At 65.5% G+C, this 15,605-nt stretch carries 17 protein-coding genes, 1 tRNA gene and 1 pseudogene; 12 read left to right on the top strand and 7 right to left on the bottom strand.

The genetic code is table 11. The annotated features are described in order from the left end of the window. Position 1 precedes the first annotated feature (1 nt). From phnH to C2134_RS09860, 7 genes are read left to right on the top strand one after another with little or no spacing between them, the layout of a single operon-like run. Positions 2 to 574, top strand: a complete 573-nt coding sequence (gene phnH, locus C2134_RS09890) for a phosphonate C-P lyase system protein PhnH (protein WP_199179911.1) — start codon at positions 2 to 4, stop codon at positions 572 to 574. Position 575: 1 nt separating this feature from the next. After that, positions 576 to 1,661, top strand: a complete 1,086-nt coding sequence (locus C2134_RS09885; protein WP_103319660.1) for a carbon-phosphorus lyase complex subunit — start codon at positions 576 to 578, stop codon at positions 1,659 to 1,661. After that, positions 1,654 to 2,487: an alpha-D-ribose 1-methylphosphonate 5-phosphate C-P-lyase PhnJ gene (locus C2134_RS09880; protein WP_103319658.1), complete on the top strand. Its 834-nt coding sequence runs from the start codon at positions 1,654 to 1,656 to the stop codon at positions 2,485 to 2,487. Before C2134_RS09885 ends, C2134_RS09880 begins: the two co-directional genes overlap by 8 nt. Beyond that, a complete protein-coding gene (gene phnK / locus C2134_RS09875; RefSeq protein WP_103319657.1) occupies positions 2,484 to 3,257 on the top strand; it encodes a phosphonate C-P lyase system protein PhnK in 774 nt (257 codons plus the stop codon). The genes C2134_RS09880 and phnK overlap by 4 nt, the downstream gene beginning before the upstream one ends. 4 nt (positions 3,258 to 3,261) lie before the next feature. Then, the gene (phnL, locus tag C2134_RS09870) at positions 3,262 to 3,969 is read left to right on the top strand and encodes a phosphonate C-P lyase system protein PhnL (RefSeq protein WP_103319655.1); all 708 of its coding nucleotides are present in this window, start codon (positions 3,262 to 3,264) and stop codon (positions 3,967 to 3,969) included. Further along, a complete protein-coding gene (locus C2134_RS09865; protein WP_103319653.1) occupies positions 3,966 to 5,102 on the top strand; it encodes an alpha-D-ribose 1-methylphosphonate 5-triphosphate diphosphatase in 1,137 nt (378 codons plus the stop codon). The genes phnL and C2134_RS09865 overlap by 4 nt, the downstream gene beginning before the upstream one ends. Further along, on the top strand, positions 5,102 to 5,659 hold the full coding sequence (locus tag C2134_RS09860) for a phosphonate degradation HD-domain oxygenase (protein ID WP_103319652.1): 558 nt from the start codon (positions 5,102 to 5,104) through the stop codon (positions 5,657 to 5,659). The genes C2134_RS09865 and C2134_RS09860 overlap by 1 nt, the downstream gene beginning before the upstream one ends. A 77-nt stretch (positions 5,660 to 5,736) precedes the next feature. Here the strand turns inward: C2134_RS09860 and C2134_RS09855 are convergent, their stop codons facing one another. The 3 genes from C2134_RS09855 to C2134_RS09850 are packed head-to-tail and all read right to left on the bottom strand — an operon-like array spanning position 5,737 to position 7,340. Then, positions 5,737 to 6,219 carry a GNAT family N-acetyltransferase gene (locus C2134_RS09855; protein WP_233196410.1) on the bottom strand — a complete coding sequence of 161 codons (483 nt, stop codon included), beginning with the start codon at positions 6,217 to 6,219 and terminating at the stop codon, positions 5,737 to 5,739. Beyond that, complete coding sequence (locus tag C2134_RS21195) at positions 6,220 to 6,417, bottom strand: hypothetical protein (RefSeq protein ID WP_146042126.1); 198 nt, start codon at positions 6,415 to 6,417, stop codon at positions 6,220 to 6,222. Positions 6,418 to 6,464: 47 nt separating this feature from the next. Next, positions 6,465 to 7,340 (bottom strand): EAL domain-containing protein, encoded by an 876-nt coding sequence (locus tag C2134_RS09850; RefSeq protein WP_103319650.1) that lies wholly within the window; start codon positions 7,338 to 7,340, stop codon positions 6,465 to 6,467. Positions 7,341 to 7,545: 205 nt separating this feature from the next. Here C2134_RS09850 and C2134_RS09845 point away from each other — a divergent pair, with 205 nt between their 5' ends. The 5 genes from C2134_RS09845 (at position 7,546) to C2134_RS09820 (ending at position 12,765) form a co-directional block, all read left to right on the top strand. Next, a complete protein-coding gene (locus tag C2134_RS09845; protein ID WP_233196409.1) occupies positions 7,546 to 8,541 on the top strand; it encodes a sulfate ABC transporter substrate-binding protein in 996 nt (331 codons plus the stop codon). 487 nt (positions 8,542 to 9,028) lie between these two features. After that, the gene (cysT, locus tag C2134_RS09835) at positions 9,029 to 9,886 is read left to right on the top strand and encodes a sulfate ABC transporter permease subunit CysT (protein WP_103319647.1); all 858 of its coding nucleotides are present in this window, start codon (positions 9,029 to 9,031) and stop codon (positions 9,884 to 9,886) included. Then, positions 9,886 to 10,764, top strand: coding sequence for a sulfate ABC transporter permease subunit CysW (cysW, locus tag C2134_RS09830; protein ID WP_103319645.1), 879 nt, complete (start codon positions 9,886 to 9,888; stop codon positions 10,762 to 10,764). Before cysT ends, cysW begins: the two co-directional genes overlap by 1 nt. A 1-nt stretch (position 10,765) precedes the next feature. After that, positions 10,766 to 11,839, top strand: coding sequence for a sulfate/molybdate ABC transporter ATP-binding protein (locus tag C2134_RS09825; RefSeq protein ID WP_103319643.1), 1,074 nt, complete (start codon positions 10,766 to 10,768; stop codon positions 11,837 to 11,839). Further along, positions 11,836 to 12,765, top strand: coding sequence for a CysB family HTH-type transcriptional regulator (locus tag C2134_RS09820; protein WP_103319641.1), 930 nt, complete (start codon positions 11,836 to 11,838; stop codon positions 12,763 to 12,765). Before C2134_RS09825 ends, C2134_RS09820 begins: the two co-directional genes overlap by 4 nt. A 64-nt stretch (positions 12,766 to 12,829) precedes the next feature. On the opposite strand, the gene C2134_RS09815 is transcribed toward C2134_RS09820, so the two are convergent. The 4 genes and pseudogenes from C2134_RS09815 to C2134_RS21535 form a co-directional block, all read right to left on the bottom strand. Beyond that, a complete protein-coding gene (locus C2134_RS09815) occupies positions 12,830 to 14,122 on the bottom strand; it encodes an L-cysteine desulfidase family protein (protein WP_199179910.1) in 1,293 nt (430 codons plus the stop codon). Between the two features lie 140 nt (positions 14,123 to 14,262). Continuing rightward, positions 14,263 to 14,865, bottom strand: a complete 603-nt coding sequence (locus tag C2134_RS09810) for a phosphatase PAP2 family protein (RefSeq protein WP_103319639.1) — start codon at positions 14,863 to 14,865, stop codon at positions 14,263 to 14,265. A 179-nt stretch (positions 14,866 to 15,044) separates the two neighbouring features. Beyond that, a tRNA-Asn gene (locus C2134_RS09805) sits at positions 15,045 to 15,120 on the bottom strand. Between the two features lie 95 nt (positions 15,121 to 15,215). Next, a pseudogene (locus C2134_RS21535) lies at positions 15,216 to 15,605 on the bottom strand (Rne/Rng family ribonuclease); the annotation flags it as partial.

Genomic DNA, 15,605 nt, shown 5'->3' with positions numbered 1-15,605 from the left:
CATGCATAGCGCCTTTGTCCATCCGGTGGATCAAGCCCAGCAAACTTTCCGCGCGGTTCTGTCCACCATGGCAGAGCCCTTGCTGCCGCAGGCCCTTCCGGCTCTGCCGCCAGCCCTGCCCGGCCTGAAAGCCGCCACCGCCGCCCTGCTCTACACCCTGGCCGATCAGGACGTGCGCGTCTGGCTGCCTGCATTGCCGTCCGCCTCGGTGGACAGCCTGCGCTTCCATACCGGCATGCGGCTGACCGACTTGCCGGAAGAAGCCGACTTCATCGTCATCGCCCAGGGCATGCCCTTGCCGGATCTGGCCAGCCTGAAGGCCGGCAGCGCCGAATACCCGGACCGCTCCGCCACGCTGCTGATCGAGGTGGCCAGCTTCGCTGAGGATCAGGTGGAAGGCAGCGGCCCCGGCTTCGCCGCTCCGCGCCGTTTCGGCGCCGCCGGTTTGCCATCCGGCTTCTGGACCGAATGGCAACGCAACCATGCCCGCTTCCCGCTGGGCGTGGACGCCATGCTGATTTCCGACACCCACGTCGCCGGGCTGCCGCGCAGCGCCCGCATCCGGGAGGGTTGAAATGTATGTAGCCGTCAAAGGCGGGGAAACCGCCATCGCCCGCTCCTGGGACTTGCTGGCTGCCGCGCGCCGCGGCGACGAGGCCGTGCCGGAGTTGAGCATCGCCCAAATCCGCCAGCAAATGCGCCTGGCCGTGGCCCGCGTGATGCAGGAAGGCTCGCTGTACGACGAGGAACTGGCCGCGCTGGCGCTGAAACAGGCCAGCGGCGACAGCATAGAAGCCGTGTTCCTGCTGCGCGCCTTCCGCACCACGCTGCCGCGCTTCGGCCAGACGCTGCCGCTCAACACCGCCGCCATGCGGGTGCGCCGCCGCGTGTCCGGTACCTTCAAGGACGTGCCGGGCGGCCAGATTCTCGGCCCCACCGCCGACTACACCCAGCGCCTGCTGGACTTCGGCCTGATGGAAACCTCGCAAAAAATCGAACTGGAACAGGCCGCCGCACCGCTGCCGGACGCGTTGCCTGGCGTGCTGCAGCTGCTGGACCGTGAAGGCTTGATCGAAGCCGACCTGCCGCCCGACGGCGATCCGGAGCCGGTGGACCTGACGCGCGAGCCGCTGATGTTCCCGGCCGGCCGCCCGGCGCGGCTGCAAAACCTGGCGCGCGGCGACGAAGGCTGGCTGCTGAGCCTCGCCTACTCCACCCAGCGCGGCTACGCCGAAAGCCACCCGTTCGCCGGCGAGATACGCATGGGCGAAGTCAGCGTGATGGTTTGCCCGGAGGAGCTGGGCTTCGAGATCGACATCGGCGAGATCACGCTGACCGAATGCCAGATGATCAACCAGTTTGCCGGCAGCAAGAGCGCGCCGCCGCAATTCACCCGCGGCTACGGCCTGAGCTTCGGCGAGGCCGAGCGCAAGGCGATGGCGATGGCGCTGGTGGACCGCAGCCTGCGCGCCGAAGAATTGGGCGAAGCCGCCCACGCGCCGGCGCAGCAGCCGGAGTTCGTGCTGTATCACAGCGACAATGTCGAAGCCTCCGGCTTCGTCCAGCATCTCAAGCTGCCGCATTACGTGGACTTCCAGGCCGAGCTGGCGCTGATCCGCCAGTTGCGCGCCGCCGCGGACCAGGAGACCCGCCATGACTGATGATCGCTACAACTTCGGTTTCCTCGATGAAAACACCAAGCGCATGCTGCGCCGCGGCTTGCTCAAAGCGGTGGCGATTCCCGGCTACCAGGTGCCGTTCGGCAGCCGCGAAATGCCGCTGCCCTACGGCTGGGGCACAGGCGGCATCCAGGTGACGGCCAGCGTGATCGGCCGCGACGACGTGCTGAAGGTCATCGACCAGGGCGCCGACGACACCACCAACGCCGTCAACATCCGCCGCTTCTTCGGCCGCGTGGCCGGCGTGGCCACCACCACCCGCACCGCCGACGCGACGCTGATCCAGACCCGCCACCGCATCCCGGAAACGCCGCTGAAACCCGGCCAGATCATGATCTTCCAGGTGCCGGAGCCGGAGCCGTTGCGCACGCTGGAGGCCAGCGAAGTGGAGACGCGCAAACTGCACGCGCATCAGGAATACGGGCTGATGCACGTCAAGCTGTACGAGGACATCGCCCGCTTCGGCCACATCGCCACCAGCTACGACTACCCGGTGATGGTCAACGACAGGTATTTGACCTCGCCGTCGCCGATCCCGAAGTTCGACAACCCCAAGCTGGACATGAGCCCGGCCTTGCTGCTGTTCGGCGCTGGCCGCGAGAAGCGCCTGTACGCGATTCCGCCTTACACCAAGGTGGAAAGCCTGGCCTTCGACGATCACCCATTTACGGCCCAAACCTGGGAGCAAGGCTGCGCGCTGTGCGGCTCGCGCACGAGCTACCTGGACGAAATCGTCACCGACGACGCCGGCAGCCGGATGTTCGTTTGTTCCGACACTGATTACTGCCAGCGGGAGAAACAAGCATGATGGCGCCCATCCTCACCGTAAGCGGACTGAGCAAGGACTACGGCAACGGCCAGGGCTGTTTCGACGTCAATTTCGAGCTGTACCCGGGCGAGGTGCTGTGCATCGTCGGCGAATCCGGCTCCGGCAAATCCACGCTCTTGTCCACCCTGGCCGGCCGCCTGGCCGCGGACGCCGGCAGCGTGCGCTTCGCCGACCGCGCAGGCATGCAGCACGAGCTGACCTGCCTGCCCGAGGCCGAGCGCCGCCGCCTGGCGCGTAGCGAATGGGGCTTCGTCACCCAGCACGCCCGCGACGGCCTGCGCATGGGCGTCTCCGCCGGCGCCAACGTCAGCGAGAGGCTGATGGCGCTGGGCCAGCGCCACTACGGCCTGCTGCGACAGACCGCCGGCGACTGGTTGGAAAAAGTGGAGATAGACCGCGCGCGGCTGGACGACAAGCCGTCCGCCTTTTCCGGCGGCATGCAGCAGCGGCTGCAGATCGCCCGCAATCTGGTCACGCAGCCGCGGCTGGTGTTCATGGACGAACCGACCGGCGGCCTGGACGTGTCGGTTCAGGCGCGCTTCCTCGACCTGACCCGCCGCCTGGTGCGCGACGCCGGCATCGCCGTCATCATGGTGACCCACGATCTGAGCGTGGCGCGGCTGCTGGCGCAGCGCACTCTGGTGATGCAGAAGGGCCGCGTGGTGGAGGCTGGCCTCACCGACCAGATTCTCGACGACCCGCAACACCCGTACAGCCAGCTTCTGGTGTCTTCCATCCTGCAGGCCTGAAATCATGAATCTATTGATAGACGCGCAAAATCTGAGCAAGACCTTCACCCTGCACCAGCAGGGCGGGCTGCGGCTGCCGGTGCTGAGCGACGTTTCGCTGCAGGCGGCAGCCGGCGAATGCGTGGCGCTTGCCGGCCCGTCCGGCGCCGGCAAGAGCACGCTCTTGAAGGCGCTGTACGCCAACTATCTGGTGGAGAGCGGCCGCATCGGCGTGTTCCACCAGGGCGCATGGGTGGACATGGCCCGCGCGCTGCCGCATGAGATCGCCGCCGTGCGCCGCCACACCCTGGGCTATGTCAGCCAGTTCCTGCGGGTGATCCCGCGGGTGTCGGCGCTGGACATCGTCGCCGAGCCGCTGCGCGAATGGGGCTCGACTGACGCCGAAGCCCGGCTGGCGGCCGGCGAGTGGCTGGCGCGGCTGAACATCGCCGAGCGGCTGTGGAGCCTGCCGCCGGCCACCTTCTCCGGCGGCGAGCAGCAGCGCGTCAACATCGCGCGCGGCATGATCGCGCCGCGGCCCATCCTGCTGCTGGACGAGCCAACTGCATCCCTCGACGCCGCCAACCGCGACGTGGTCATACAATTGATGCGCGAAGCCCTTGCCCGCGGCGCGGCCTTGATCGGCATCTTCCACGACGCGCCGACGCGCGACGCCATCGCCACCCGCATTTTCCAGGTTCCCCTGGCGCAACACACGGAAACCGCAGCATGAGACAGATTCTGAACCATGCCCGCATCGTGCTGGCCGACCGCGTCATCGACAACGGCGCGCTGGAAATTGAAGACGGCCGGATCGCCGCCATCCACGAACAGCCGCTGCCGGATGGCGAAGACCTGGCCGGCGCCTTGCTGCTGCCGGGCCTGGTGGAGATCCACACCGACAATCTGGAAAAACACCTGATGCCGCGCAACGGCGTGCTGTGGCCGATTCTGCCGGCGGTGATCACCCACGACGCCCAATGCGTGGCCGCCGGCATCACCACGGTGCTGGACGCGCTGGCGGTGGGCGATCTGGAAGGCGAAAGCGTGCGGCTGGACACGCTGCACAGCGCCTTCGCCGCCATCAACCAAGGCATGGACGAAGGCGCGCTGCGCGCGGAGCACTTCTTCCACCTGCGCTGCGAATTGGCCTTCCCGCAATTGCTGGACGAGTTGACGCCGCTGATCGCCCACCCGGCGGTAAAGCTGGTATCGGTGATGGACCATACGCCGGGCCAGCGCCAGTACCGCGATCTGGAGCAATACAAAAAATACTATGGCAAGAAAAAGGTAGGCTGGAACGAGGAGACCTTCCTCGCGGCCGTGGCGGAACGCAAGGCCAAGCAGGCTGAATTCGCCGGCCGCCACAAGCAGGCGGTGGTGGAAATGGCTCAGGCGCGCGGCATCGCGCTGGCCAGCCATGACGACACCGACGCCGCCCACATAGACGAAGCGCTGCGCGACGGCGTGGCGATCTCGGAATTTCCCACCACATTGGAAGCGGCCCAAGCCGCCCGCGCGCACGGCCTGCAAACGGTGATGGGCGCGCCCAATGTGGTGCGCGGCGGCTCCCACTCCGGCAATGTGGCGGCGCTGGAGCTGGCGCGGGCCGGCCTGCTGGACATCCTGTCGTCCGACTACGTGCCGGCCAGCCTGCTGCACGCCGCCTGGCTGCTGCACTCGCAGGCCAGCTGGAGCCTGCCGCGCGCCATTGCCGCCGTCAGCCTCAACCCGGCGCGCTCGGTAGGTTTGAACGATCGCGGCGACATCGCCGTCGGCCAACGCGCCGACCTGGTGGCGATGACCGTGCGCGGCGACGTGCCGCTGGTGCGGCAAGTCTGGAACGGCGGCAGGAGGGTGTTCTGATGCTCGACGCCATCGCTGTTTTGCAGCAGCTGTACCGCGAACACGGCGCCCGCCATTACGGCGAGGCTGTCTCGCAATTCGACCACGCCATCCAGGCCGCCACGCTGGCGCGCGACTGGGGCCACGACGACGAAATGGTGCTGGCGGCCTTCCTGCACGACGTCGGCCACCTGCTGGAACACGACGGCGCCGAGGCCATGGGCGACTACGGCGTGATGGCCCACGACAAGCTGGCGCAGGACTATCTGCTGTCGCTGGGTTTCTCGCCCCGACTGTCCCGGCTGGTGGGCATGCATGTCGAGGCCAAACGCTACCTGTGCGCCATCGACCCGGCCTATCTGACGGCGCTGTCGCCAGCCAGTACCGCCACGCTGGGCTACCAGGGCGGGCCGATGCGCCAGGACGAGGCGGAAGCCTTCGCCCGATTGCCGGACCTGGGCGATATTCTGGCGATCCGCCGGCTCGACGAGGCGGCCAAGGACGGCGGCTGGAGCCTGGATGCGGCGGACTGGGTGTGGCCGCTGATGGCCGGGCATCTGTCCAGTAGTCGAGTCTGACTTGGAGCCGGCCATGACGGCCGGCTCCTTTTGCTACTGCAACCGTGTCTGAATTCGATCAGGCGGATCGCGATCAGCTAAGGCTGCGGGACTGCGCCCTTGAACAGCGCCATGCCTTCCGACCTCGGCGCGGTCGGCTTGAAGCCGAACTGCGCGTACAAATGTTTGGCATCGCCGTCGGCGATCAGGCTGATGTAAGCGCTAGCCGGCGCCTCGCGCTCGATATAGCCGGAAATGGCCGCCATGATGCGCTTGCCCAGGCCCTTGCCCTGGTGCGCCGGCAGCACGGCAATGTCCACCACTTGATAGAAACAGCCGCCATCGCCTATCACCCGGCCCATGCCGACGGTTTCGCCGCCGCAGCATACCTGTACGGCGAACAGCGTGCCGGCCAAGCCGCGGCGGGCGGCCTCTTCGGTTTTTGGGCTGAGGCCGGATTCGGCGCGCAGGCGGCGGTAGGTTTCCACATCGGGCGCGGCATCAATCAGCTGGTACAGCGGGCTGGCTTCGACAGCCGACATAGGCCGCATGGTTTGTTCATTCTCGTCCTGCGTCGGCATTTACTTCTCCGCCGCGTCGCCCGCCACGCAGGTGAAGCTGCTGTAGCTCACCGATTTGACCTTGCCTTGGCCGCAGGTTTTCACGGCCTGATCAGTCATGCGTTGCAATTGCGCCGCGTCGCGGTAACCATCGGTATTGCCGATCACGCAGGCGGACAGCGCCAAAGCGCAGATAACAGACAAGCAGAGATGTTTCATTGTTTCCCCAGGATAGGCATCAAGCGCCGCATAAAAATGCAAATATCCTAACAGGCAATGTTGGACAAATCCACTTCGCGCGCCGACCGTTGGCGCTTCAACCGTTCCGACAGCAACGGGCCGGAACAGTAGTCCGCCCCCATCTTCAGCGCCAGCTCCAGCATGTTGTCGCAAACAATCTCTTCCACCGCCAGCGCAAAGCCCTGCTCCGCCAGTTGCGGCATCAGCGCCAGCAATTGGTCGCGCACTTTCGGGTACATGATGGCGCGGCCCATGAAGCTGGGCGCCAGGGCCAGCATGTCGGGCTCCAGCCGCCACAGCCGCAGCAGGTCCTGGCTGCCGGCGCCGAAGTCGCCCAGGCCCAGCCGGTGGCTATGCTGCCGGTAGCGCCGCACCAGGCCCAGGCCCAGCTCCGCGGTGCGTTCGTCCAGGAACAGCAGCATCGGCGCCTGACTGGCCGGGAACTCCAAAACGTCCAGCAGCCGGGCGGTGAAATCGACAATGCGGTCGCTATAGGCGTGGCAGATGCGCGGGTCCACGTCGATGCGCAAGGGCAGGTGGCGGCCATTGCGTCCCAGGTGGTTAATCACATGCAGCACGCGGATCAACTTGAGCAAGGCTACGGCCTTGGCCTCGCCGTAGTTCATGGCAAACAGCCAGTTGGCCGGCAGCGTCTGCCCGAACTGGCCGAAAATGCGCAGCCGCGCCGCGTATTGCAGCAGCTGGCAGCGCCCGTCTCGCAAGCGGGTTTGCGGAATGAAGCCGCTGCACAGCCACCAGCCGTCGAAGCTGGCGAATACCTCCTGCTCGTTCCACTGCAAACGCGCCTGCACGCCCTCCTGCTGCAGCAGTTGCTGACAGGCCGCCAGCATGGCGGGCGTGAAACCGGCTGGCGGCGACTTGGCAGGCTTGAATCGTTTCATGACCGTGACCAGGAAGTGGATTTGGCGCCACTATAGCCCCGGATGTGACAACGTAATATACGATTTGCCGATAAGCCTATCGGTTTTTACGAAATGCCGGCTTTTGCAATCTTTTGCATATCGATTGCATATTTTCTTGCTTCCCGCCTCGAGTCCGCGCCGCCTACAGTGGATGCCGTCATTCGAAAACACCATGGGAAACATCATGCGTCCGCTGCACCGCCTCGCCCTCGCCCTGCTGTTTGCCGGCAGCGCCTCAGCCTTTGCCGACGTCACCCTGCTCAACGTCTCCTACGACCCGACGCGCGAGCTGTACCAAGAATTCAACGCCTCCTTCGCCAAATACTGGAAAGCCAAGACCGGCGAAACCGTCACCGTCAAACAATCCCACGGCGGCTCCGGCAAGCAGGCGCGCTCGGTGATAGACGGCCTGGATGCCGACGTGGTGACGCTGGCGCTGGCCTACGACATCGATGAAATCTCCAGCCAGGCCAAGTCTATCGCGCCCAACTGGCAGCAGCGCCTGCCCCACAATGCCTCGCCCTACTCGTCCACCATCGTGTTCCTGGTGCGCAAGGGCAATCCCAAGCGCATCAAGGACTGGAATGACCTGGTCAAACCCGGCGTGGAGGTGGTGACGCCGAATCCCAAGACCGGCGGCGGCGCGCGCTGGAACTACCTGGCGGCCTGGGGTTACGCGCTGCAACAACCCGGCGGCAACGACGCCAAGGCGCGCGACTTCGTGAAAAAACTGTACGGCAATGTGAAGGTGCTGGACTCCGGCGCCCGCGGCTCCTTGATCACCTTTACCCAGCGCGGCATCGGCGACGTGCTGCTGTCCTGGGAAAACGAGGCCTACCTGGCCACCAAGGAGCTGGGGCCGGACAAGTTCGACATCGTCACGCCGTCGGTCTCCATTCTGGCGGAGCCGCCGGTCAGCGTGGTGGACAAGGTGGTGGACAAGCGCGGCACCCGCAAAGTGGCCGAGGCCTATCTGCAATATCTGTACACGCCAGAGGGCCAGGGCCTGGCCGCCAAGCATTACTACCGTCCGCGCGATCCGCAGGTGGCGGCCAAGTACGCCGGCCAGTTCAGCAAGGTCAAGCTGTTCACCATCGATCAAGTATTCGGCGGTTGGCAGAAGGCGCAGAAAACGCACTTTGCCGACGGCGGCGTGTTCGACCAGATCGTCGCGCGCTGAGGCATGACAGTAACTTCCGGGCTTGAGAGAAGCAGCCACGCATCCGACGCGCCCGGGTCCCTTCTAGCCTGCCGACGGGTGGCAGGCCCGAGGTCTTAAGCGGCTGCATGTTTGAGCCCCGCGACGTTAGCTCGGGGCGAGTTCAGCCGCGCCTCGGGCCTGACGGGACCCGGCGGGAAGCCGAAGGCCAGGCTTGAGGGTGGCCTTTAGGGGTGGAGGGGATATTTGGCCAAGCAAATATCCCCTCCCTGCCCTCCGGGCAGCCCCGGCAATCAAAACCATCATCCGCGCAGCGGATTCAAAACCAGTCAGATCGTAAACAAACACCTGGACGTCCAACACTCTCCAACCGCCCCCTCCGCCGGGCTGTTTTGTTTCGTCCGTCGCCCACTTTGCATAATATCGAATAAGCATTGAAGAAATACTTACTTTCAGAATAACAGCCGCGCAGATATCGTTTATTCGGTTATATGAATTGGAATCCACGATGTCCGCGACACTCGCTCCTCCATCCCATCCTCCCCGCGTGTTGCCCGGCTTCAGCCTGTCGCTGGGTTTCGCCGTCAGCTATCTGTCGCTGCTGGTGCTGATTCCGCTCAGCGCCGTGGCGCTGCGCGCCGCCGGCCAGCCGCTGGAAAGCTTCTGGCAGGCCGCCGCCTCGCCGCGGGTGCTCGCGTCCTACCGGCTCAGCTTCGGCATGGCGCTGGCGGCCGCCGCCATCAACAGCGTGTTCGGCCTGTTGCTGGCGTGGTCGCTGGTGCGCTACCGCTTCCCAGGCAAGCGGCTGATCGACGCGCTGGTGGACCTGCCGTTCGCGCTGCCGACGGCGGTGGCCGGCATCGCCCTGACCGCGCTGTACGCCGGCAACGGCTGGCTGGGCCGGTATCTGGAGCCGCTGGGCGTCAAGGTGGCCTTCGGCCCGCTCGGCGTGCTGGTGGCCTTGGTCTTCATCGGCCTGCCTTTCGTGGTGCGCACGGTGCAGCCGGTGCTGGAAGACCTGGAAACCGAGCTGGAAGAAGCCGCCGCCTGCCTGGGGGCGCGCCGCTGGCAGACCTTTCGCCACGTGATCCTCCCCACGCTGCAGCCGGCCCTGCTCACCGGCTTCGCGCTGGCCTTCGCCCGCGCCGTGGGCGAATACGGCTCGGTGATCTTCATCGCCGGCAATGTGCCCATGGTGTCGGAAATCACGCCGCTGATGATCATCAGCAAGCTTGAGCAGTTTGATTACGCCGGCGCCACCGCCATCGCCAGCGTGATGCTGGCGGCGTCTTTCCTGCTGCTGCTGGCGATCAACGGCCTGCAATACTGGAGCGCGCGCCATCATGGCCGCGCGGGAGGCCGCTGATGGCAGCCGTACTGTCCCAAGCGCATGCCGGCGCGGATAAGGCCGCGCTGCTGGAAACCCGCGCCGCCACCCGCGAATCGGGCACGGTGAAATGGCTGATCCTGACGCTGTCGCTGAGCTTCTTCGCGATATTCCTGCTGCTGCCGCTGATCGTGGTGTTCGCGGAGGCCTTGGCCAAAGGCTGGGAGACCTATCTGTCCGCGCTGGCCGAGCCGGACGCGCTGTCCGCCGTGCGGCTGACCCTGCTGGCCGCCGTGATTTCCGTCCCGCTGAATCTGGTATTCGGCGTCGCCGCGGCTTGGGCGGTCACCCGCTTCGATTTTCGCGGCAAACAGCTGCTGATCACGCTGATCGATTTGCCGTTTTCGGTGTCGCCGGTCGTCGCCGGCCTGATCTTCGTGCTGGTGTTCGGCCAGCAGGGCTGGCTGGGGCCATGGTTGGCCGAGCATGGCTTCAAGATCATTTTCTCGGTGCCCGGCATCGTGCTGGCCACGCTATTCGTCACCGTGCCCTTCGTCGCCCGCGAGCTGATCCCGCTGCTGGAGGCGCAGGGCCGCGAGGAAGAGGAAGCGGCCGTGGTGCTGGGCGCGCGCGGCTGGCAGGTGCTGTGGCACGTCACCCTGCCCAATGTGCGCTGGGCGCTGTTGTACGGCGTCATCCTCAGCAATGCGCGGGCAATGGGCGAGTTCGGGGCGGTGTCCGTGGTGTCCGGCCATATCCGCGGCGAGACCAATACCCTGCCCTTGCACGTGGAAATCCTCTACAACGAGTACAATTTCGCTGCGGCCTTCGCCGTGGCGTCCCTGCTGGCCTTGCTGGCCCTGGTCACGCTGGCGCTGAAGAGCTGGGTGGAATGGCGCGGCGCCAAGGAAAACTGAGATGAGCATACAAGTAGAAAACATCCGCAAGGCTTTTGGCGACTTCGTCGCCCTGAACGACGTCAGCCTGAACTTCCCCAGCGGCGAGCTAGTGGCGCTGCTGGGGCCGTCCGGCTGCGGCAAGACCACGCTCTTGCGCATCATCGCCGGCCTGGAGCAGGCTGATCGCGGCCGCGTGCTGCTGGATGGCGAAGACGCCTCCGCCACCCATGTGCGCGAACGACAGGTCGGTTTCGTGTTCCAGCACTACGCCTTGTTCCGCCATATGAGCGTGTTCGACAACGTGGCCTTCGGCCTGCGCATGAAGCCGCGGCGCGAAAGGCCGTCCGAAACCGAGATCGCCCGCCGCGTCCATGAGCTGCTGGACCTGGTGCAGCTGAACTGGCTGGCCGACCGCTTCCCCGCCCAGCTGTCCGGCGGCCAACGCCAGCGCATCGCCCTGGCCCGCGCGCTGGCGGTGCAGCCGCGCGTGCTGCTGCTGGACGAGCCGTTCGGCGCGCTGGACGCCAAGGTGCGCAAGGAGCTGCGCCGCTGGCTGCGCAAGCTGCACGATGAATTGCACATCACCTCGCTGTTCGTCACCCACGATCAGGAAGAAGCGTTGGAAGTGGCGGACCGGGTGGTGCTGATGAACCACGGCCAAGTGGAGCAGATAGGCTCGCCGACCGAGGTATACAGCCAGCCGGCCAGCGCCTTCGTCTATGGTTTCCTCGGCAGCGCCAACCGCATCCGCGGCATCAGCGGCCCCGGCGCCATCGCGGTGGGCGGGCAGATGCTGGACGCCGACCATCAACAACCGCACGGCCAGCCGGTGGAAGCCTTCATCCGGCCGCACGAACTGGCCATCGTCCCGGATCATGGGCCGGGCCTGCCGGCGCGCGTGCAGCGCGTGCTGACGCTGGGCGGCCTGGCCCGCGTCGAGCTGGAAGGACGCGACGAACTGGCCGGCCAGACCTTCGACGCCGAACTGCCGGCCGACGCCCCGCTGCTGCAAACGCTGGCCGCCGGCCAGCCGGTGCGGCTGCAGGCGCGCGCCGCCCACGTCTTTGCCGCCGCGCAAGGAGCCGAGGCATGAACTTCCAGCAACTGCGCATCATCCGTGAAACGGTGCGTCAGGGCTTCAACCTGACCGAAGTGGCCAACGCGCTGTACACCTCGCAATCCGGCGTCAGCAAGCACATCAAGGACCTGGAGGACGAACTGGGCGTGGAGCTGTTCATCCGCAAGGGCAAGCGCTTCCTCGGCCTGACCGATCCGGGCAAGGAGCTGCTGACCATCGTCGAGCGCATGCTGCTGGACGCCGGCAACATCAAGCGCCTGGCGCAGCAGTTCAGCCTGCGCGAAGAGGGCCAGCTGACCATCGCCACCACTCACACCCAGGCGCGCTACGCGCTGCCGCAGGTGGTCACCGCGTTCAAGCGCGCCTTCCCGCGCGTGCATCTGGTGCTGCATCAGGCCAGCCCTGCCGAGCTGGTCAAGCTGCTGCTGGAAGGCGAGGCCGATATCGGCATCGCCACCGAGGCCGTGCATGAGGTGCCCGAACTGGTGTCTTTCCCCTACTACAGCTGGCATCACTGCGTGATCGCGCCGCCCGATCATCCGCTGCATGACGCGCCGCTGACGCTGGAGGCGCTGGCCGAGCACCCCATCGTCACCTACCACAACGGCTTCACCGGCCGCGCCAGGATAGACAATGCCTTCGCCGAAGCCGGCCTGGCGCCGGACATCGTGATGTCGGCGCTGGACGCCGACGTGATCAAGACCTATGTCGAACTGGAGCTGGGCGTCGGCATCGTCGCCTCCATGGCGGTGGACCCGCGCCGCGATACCAGCGTCAAGGTGGTGGAAGGCGCGCCGCTGTTCGGCCAGCAAACCAGCCGCATCGCCATCCGCCGCGGCCATTATTTGCGCAGCTACGCCTACCGCTTCATCGAACTGTGCGCGCCGGCGCTGAACGAAGCCAGCGTGCGCCAGGCGCTGAGTCCGGCGACGCAGGATTAGGCCTCGGCACTTAAACAAACAGGCCCGGCAAAGCCGGGCCTGTTTCGTGACGCGATGGGCTGACTCAGCGCTTATCCATCATGATCTGCAGGATCTGGGTATCGGTCTGCGCCATGCCCTGCGTGGCTAGCTTGCCCAGGTTGGCGATGGACACGTCCACGTCGTGGGCGACGATGCCTTCGTTGCCGGTGACGCGGGTGCCATCCAGCGCCATCAATACCGCCTTGAAGCCGGAACCGGCCGAGGTGGACACTTTCATCGCGCAGCTATTGGACGCGCCGTCGCAGATCATGCCGGCCAAATCGCCTATCATGCTGGAAATCGCCATGCTGACCGCCGGATAGCCGCCGTTCAGCAGCTGCGCCATGCCGGCCGCCGCGCCCATGGACGCGGTGGTGACGGCGCATAGCGCGGACAGCTTGGGCAAGCGGGTGTGGATGTAGACGGCGATCAGGTGCGACAAGGCCAACGCGCGGATCAGGGTCTCGCGGTCGGCCTTGACGTGCTCGGCCACCACCACCACCGGCATGGTCGCGGCGATGCCCTGGTTGCCGGAGCCGGAATTGCTCATCGCCGGCAGCGTGGCGCCGCCCATGCGCGCGTCGGACGCGGCGGTGGTGCGGGTGAGGATGCGCGACAGCAGGCCTTCGGACAGTAAACCCGCCTCAATCTGCCGCTGCAGCGTGGCGCCGATGTGCAGGCCGTACTTGCCGCTCATGCCCTCGTCGGCCAAGGCGCTGTTCAGCACCGCGGCGTCGTAGATGAATTCGATCATCTCCAGCGGCGCGCGGGTGGCGAAGTCGTAGACGTCGCGCGCGGTGGCGTCGCCCAGCTCGTAGCTTTCCACCGGCTTGGCGTCGGCCGCCTCGCGCTTGAGCAAGACCTCGCCGTTGCGCTCTATCCGGATCACATTGGTATGGGCGTCGGCGATGGCCACGCGGGCGCATGCGTCGCCATGCCAGACGCAGGCTTCGGCGTACAGAATATTCGGCACCGCCGCTACGCCCAGCTTGACCTTGCCCTCGGCCAGCATCTGCTTGCCGGCGGCCACCTGCTCCACAGTCAGGTTTTTCAGCACTTCCAGCTTGGCGTCCGGGTCGCCGCCCAGCGCGCCAACGGCGGCGGCAATGGGCAAACCTACCGTGCCGGTGCCCGGCACGGTCACGCCCATGCCGTTCTTCATCAGGTTGGCCGACACCCAGGCGTCGATGCGCTGCGGCGTTTTGCCCAGCTCCCGCGCGGCCAGCGCGGCGGCCAGCGCCAGCGAGATCGGCTCGGTACAGCCCAAGGCCGGCACCACTTCCTGTTTCAGGGCCTTGACGAATTCCGGCCACAAGCTCATTTCGCGTTCAGACATGCTCATTCCCGACACCACTGCAATTGATATAAACAAATAACTTTTGTTTACTTTACCACCAAGCGGCTATCGCGTGTGCTTAAAAAATAGGCTATCCAAACCAGAGCAGCATTCAGATCAAATAAAGGCGGCAGCCACGCTCAGTGCCGGATCAGCCCCTGTGCGATGGGCTTGGCCAGCAAGCGCCGGTATAGAAGCTCGGCCATCCCGGTCAAGGCGTCGCCATATCGCGCCCACGCAGGCGACAGCGCTCCATACCAAGCGATAGACACCAGCAAGGCCCCCAGCATGTCCAAGGGGAAATGCACGCCAAGAAACACTCTGGACCAAGCCACGGCCGTACCGGCAACCGCCAACAGCCAGCCCCAGCCGCGCGCCGGGCTGAACCACCAGCACAGCGCCATCATCGCGAAAATCGTGCCGTGGTTGCTGGGAAACGATGGCGTGGCGTCATGCACCAGAAAGGTATAGCCGATAGGCATGGCGAAGGGCCGCGGATGTGGCCAGATCAGCCCGATCATCCAATTGCCCAGCAAGGCGACGCCGGTAAACAGCAGGGCTTTCAGTATGGTGTCGCGCAGCGCAGGGCGCCCCCATAGCCACAATGCGAACAGCAGCACTGGCAGCAGGCGCATCACATCACGGGCGATGAAGGTGGCCAGCTTGATGGAAAACGGCGCGCTCGCAGGCGTGGCGTTGATCAGCAGGAACAGCGATTGATTAAAGGATTCGAGAAATGCCATCGGTCACCGAACTGGCCGGAACGCGTCTCGGCCAGGAAAGTATTGAGATTGGAAGATTAGTCTTGAATATGACTGTTTTGTTCCATTTCCATGAAACAGAGCGCCAACCGCGCCGGGATCAGCCAGATGGATGAAGCAAAGCAAAAAGCCCGCATCGGTTGATGCGGGCTTTTAAATTCTGGCTCCCCGAGCAGGGCTCGAACCTGCGACCTGCGGATTAACAGTCCGTCGCTCTACCGACTGAGCTATCAGGGAACATTAGAGAAAAGGATGATAACCTACATCCCATTCCTCGTCAACACATCAGAAATCTGAGCGGGGAAGACTTGCGCCCTCCCCGCCCAGCAGGATCAACCCTGGCGGGTTTCTACCTGCATCAACTGCACCGGCTGCTCAACGTCGGCTTGCGCTTGGCCCACCACGTCGCGGCGGCGCGGGCCTTGCGGCAGCAGCGGCTCTTCTACCGCTTGCGGCTGCAGTTGCGCCGGCTTGGTCGAAACCATGACCAGCCCGCCCAGATCCAGCGGCTTGGCCTCGACAACGGTCTCAACCGCCTGCGGAGCCTGCTCGATGGACGGCTGCGCTTCGACAAGCGCCTCCACCGGAGCCGCCACGGCTACAGCTTGCTCCACCACTACCGCAGGAGCCGCCTCGGCAACCGGCTCAACCGGCTCAGCCGCTTGCGCTTCAACCTCAAGCGCCGGCGTCACCACCACGGCTTCGGACTCAGGCTCGGCCAC

The sequence above is a fragment of the Chromobacterium sinusclupearum genome (assembly GCF_002902845.1).
In the GTDB taxonomy this organism is placed as follows: domain Bacteria; phylum Pseudomonadota; class Gammaproteobacteria; order Burkholderiales; family Chromobacteriaceae; genus Chromobacterium; species Chromobacterium sinusclupearum.
This window is presented reverse-complemented; position numbering and strand designations above follow the sequence as displayed.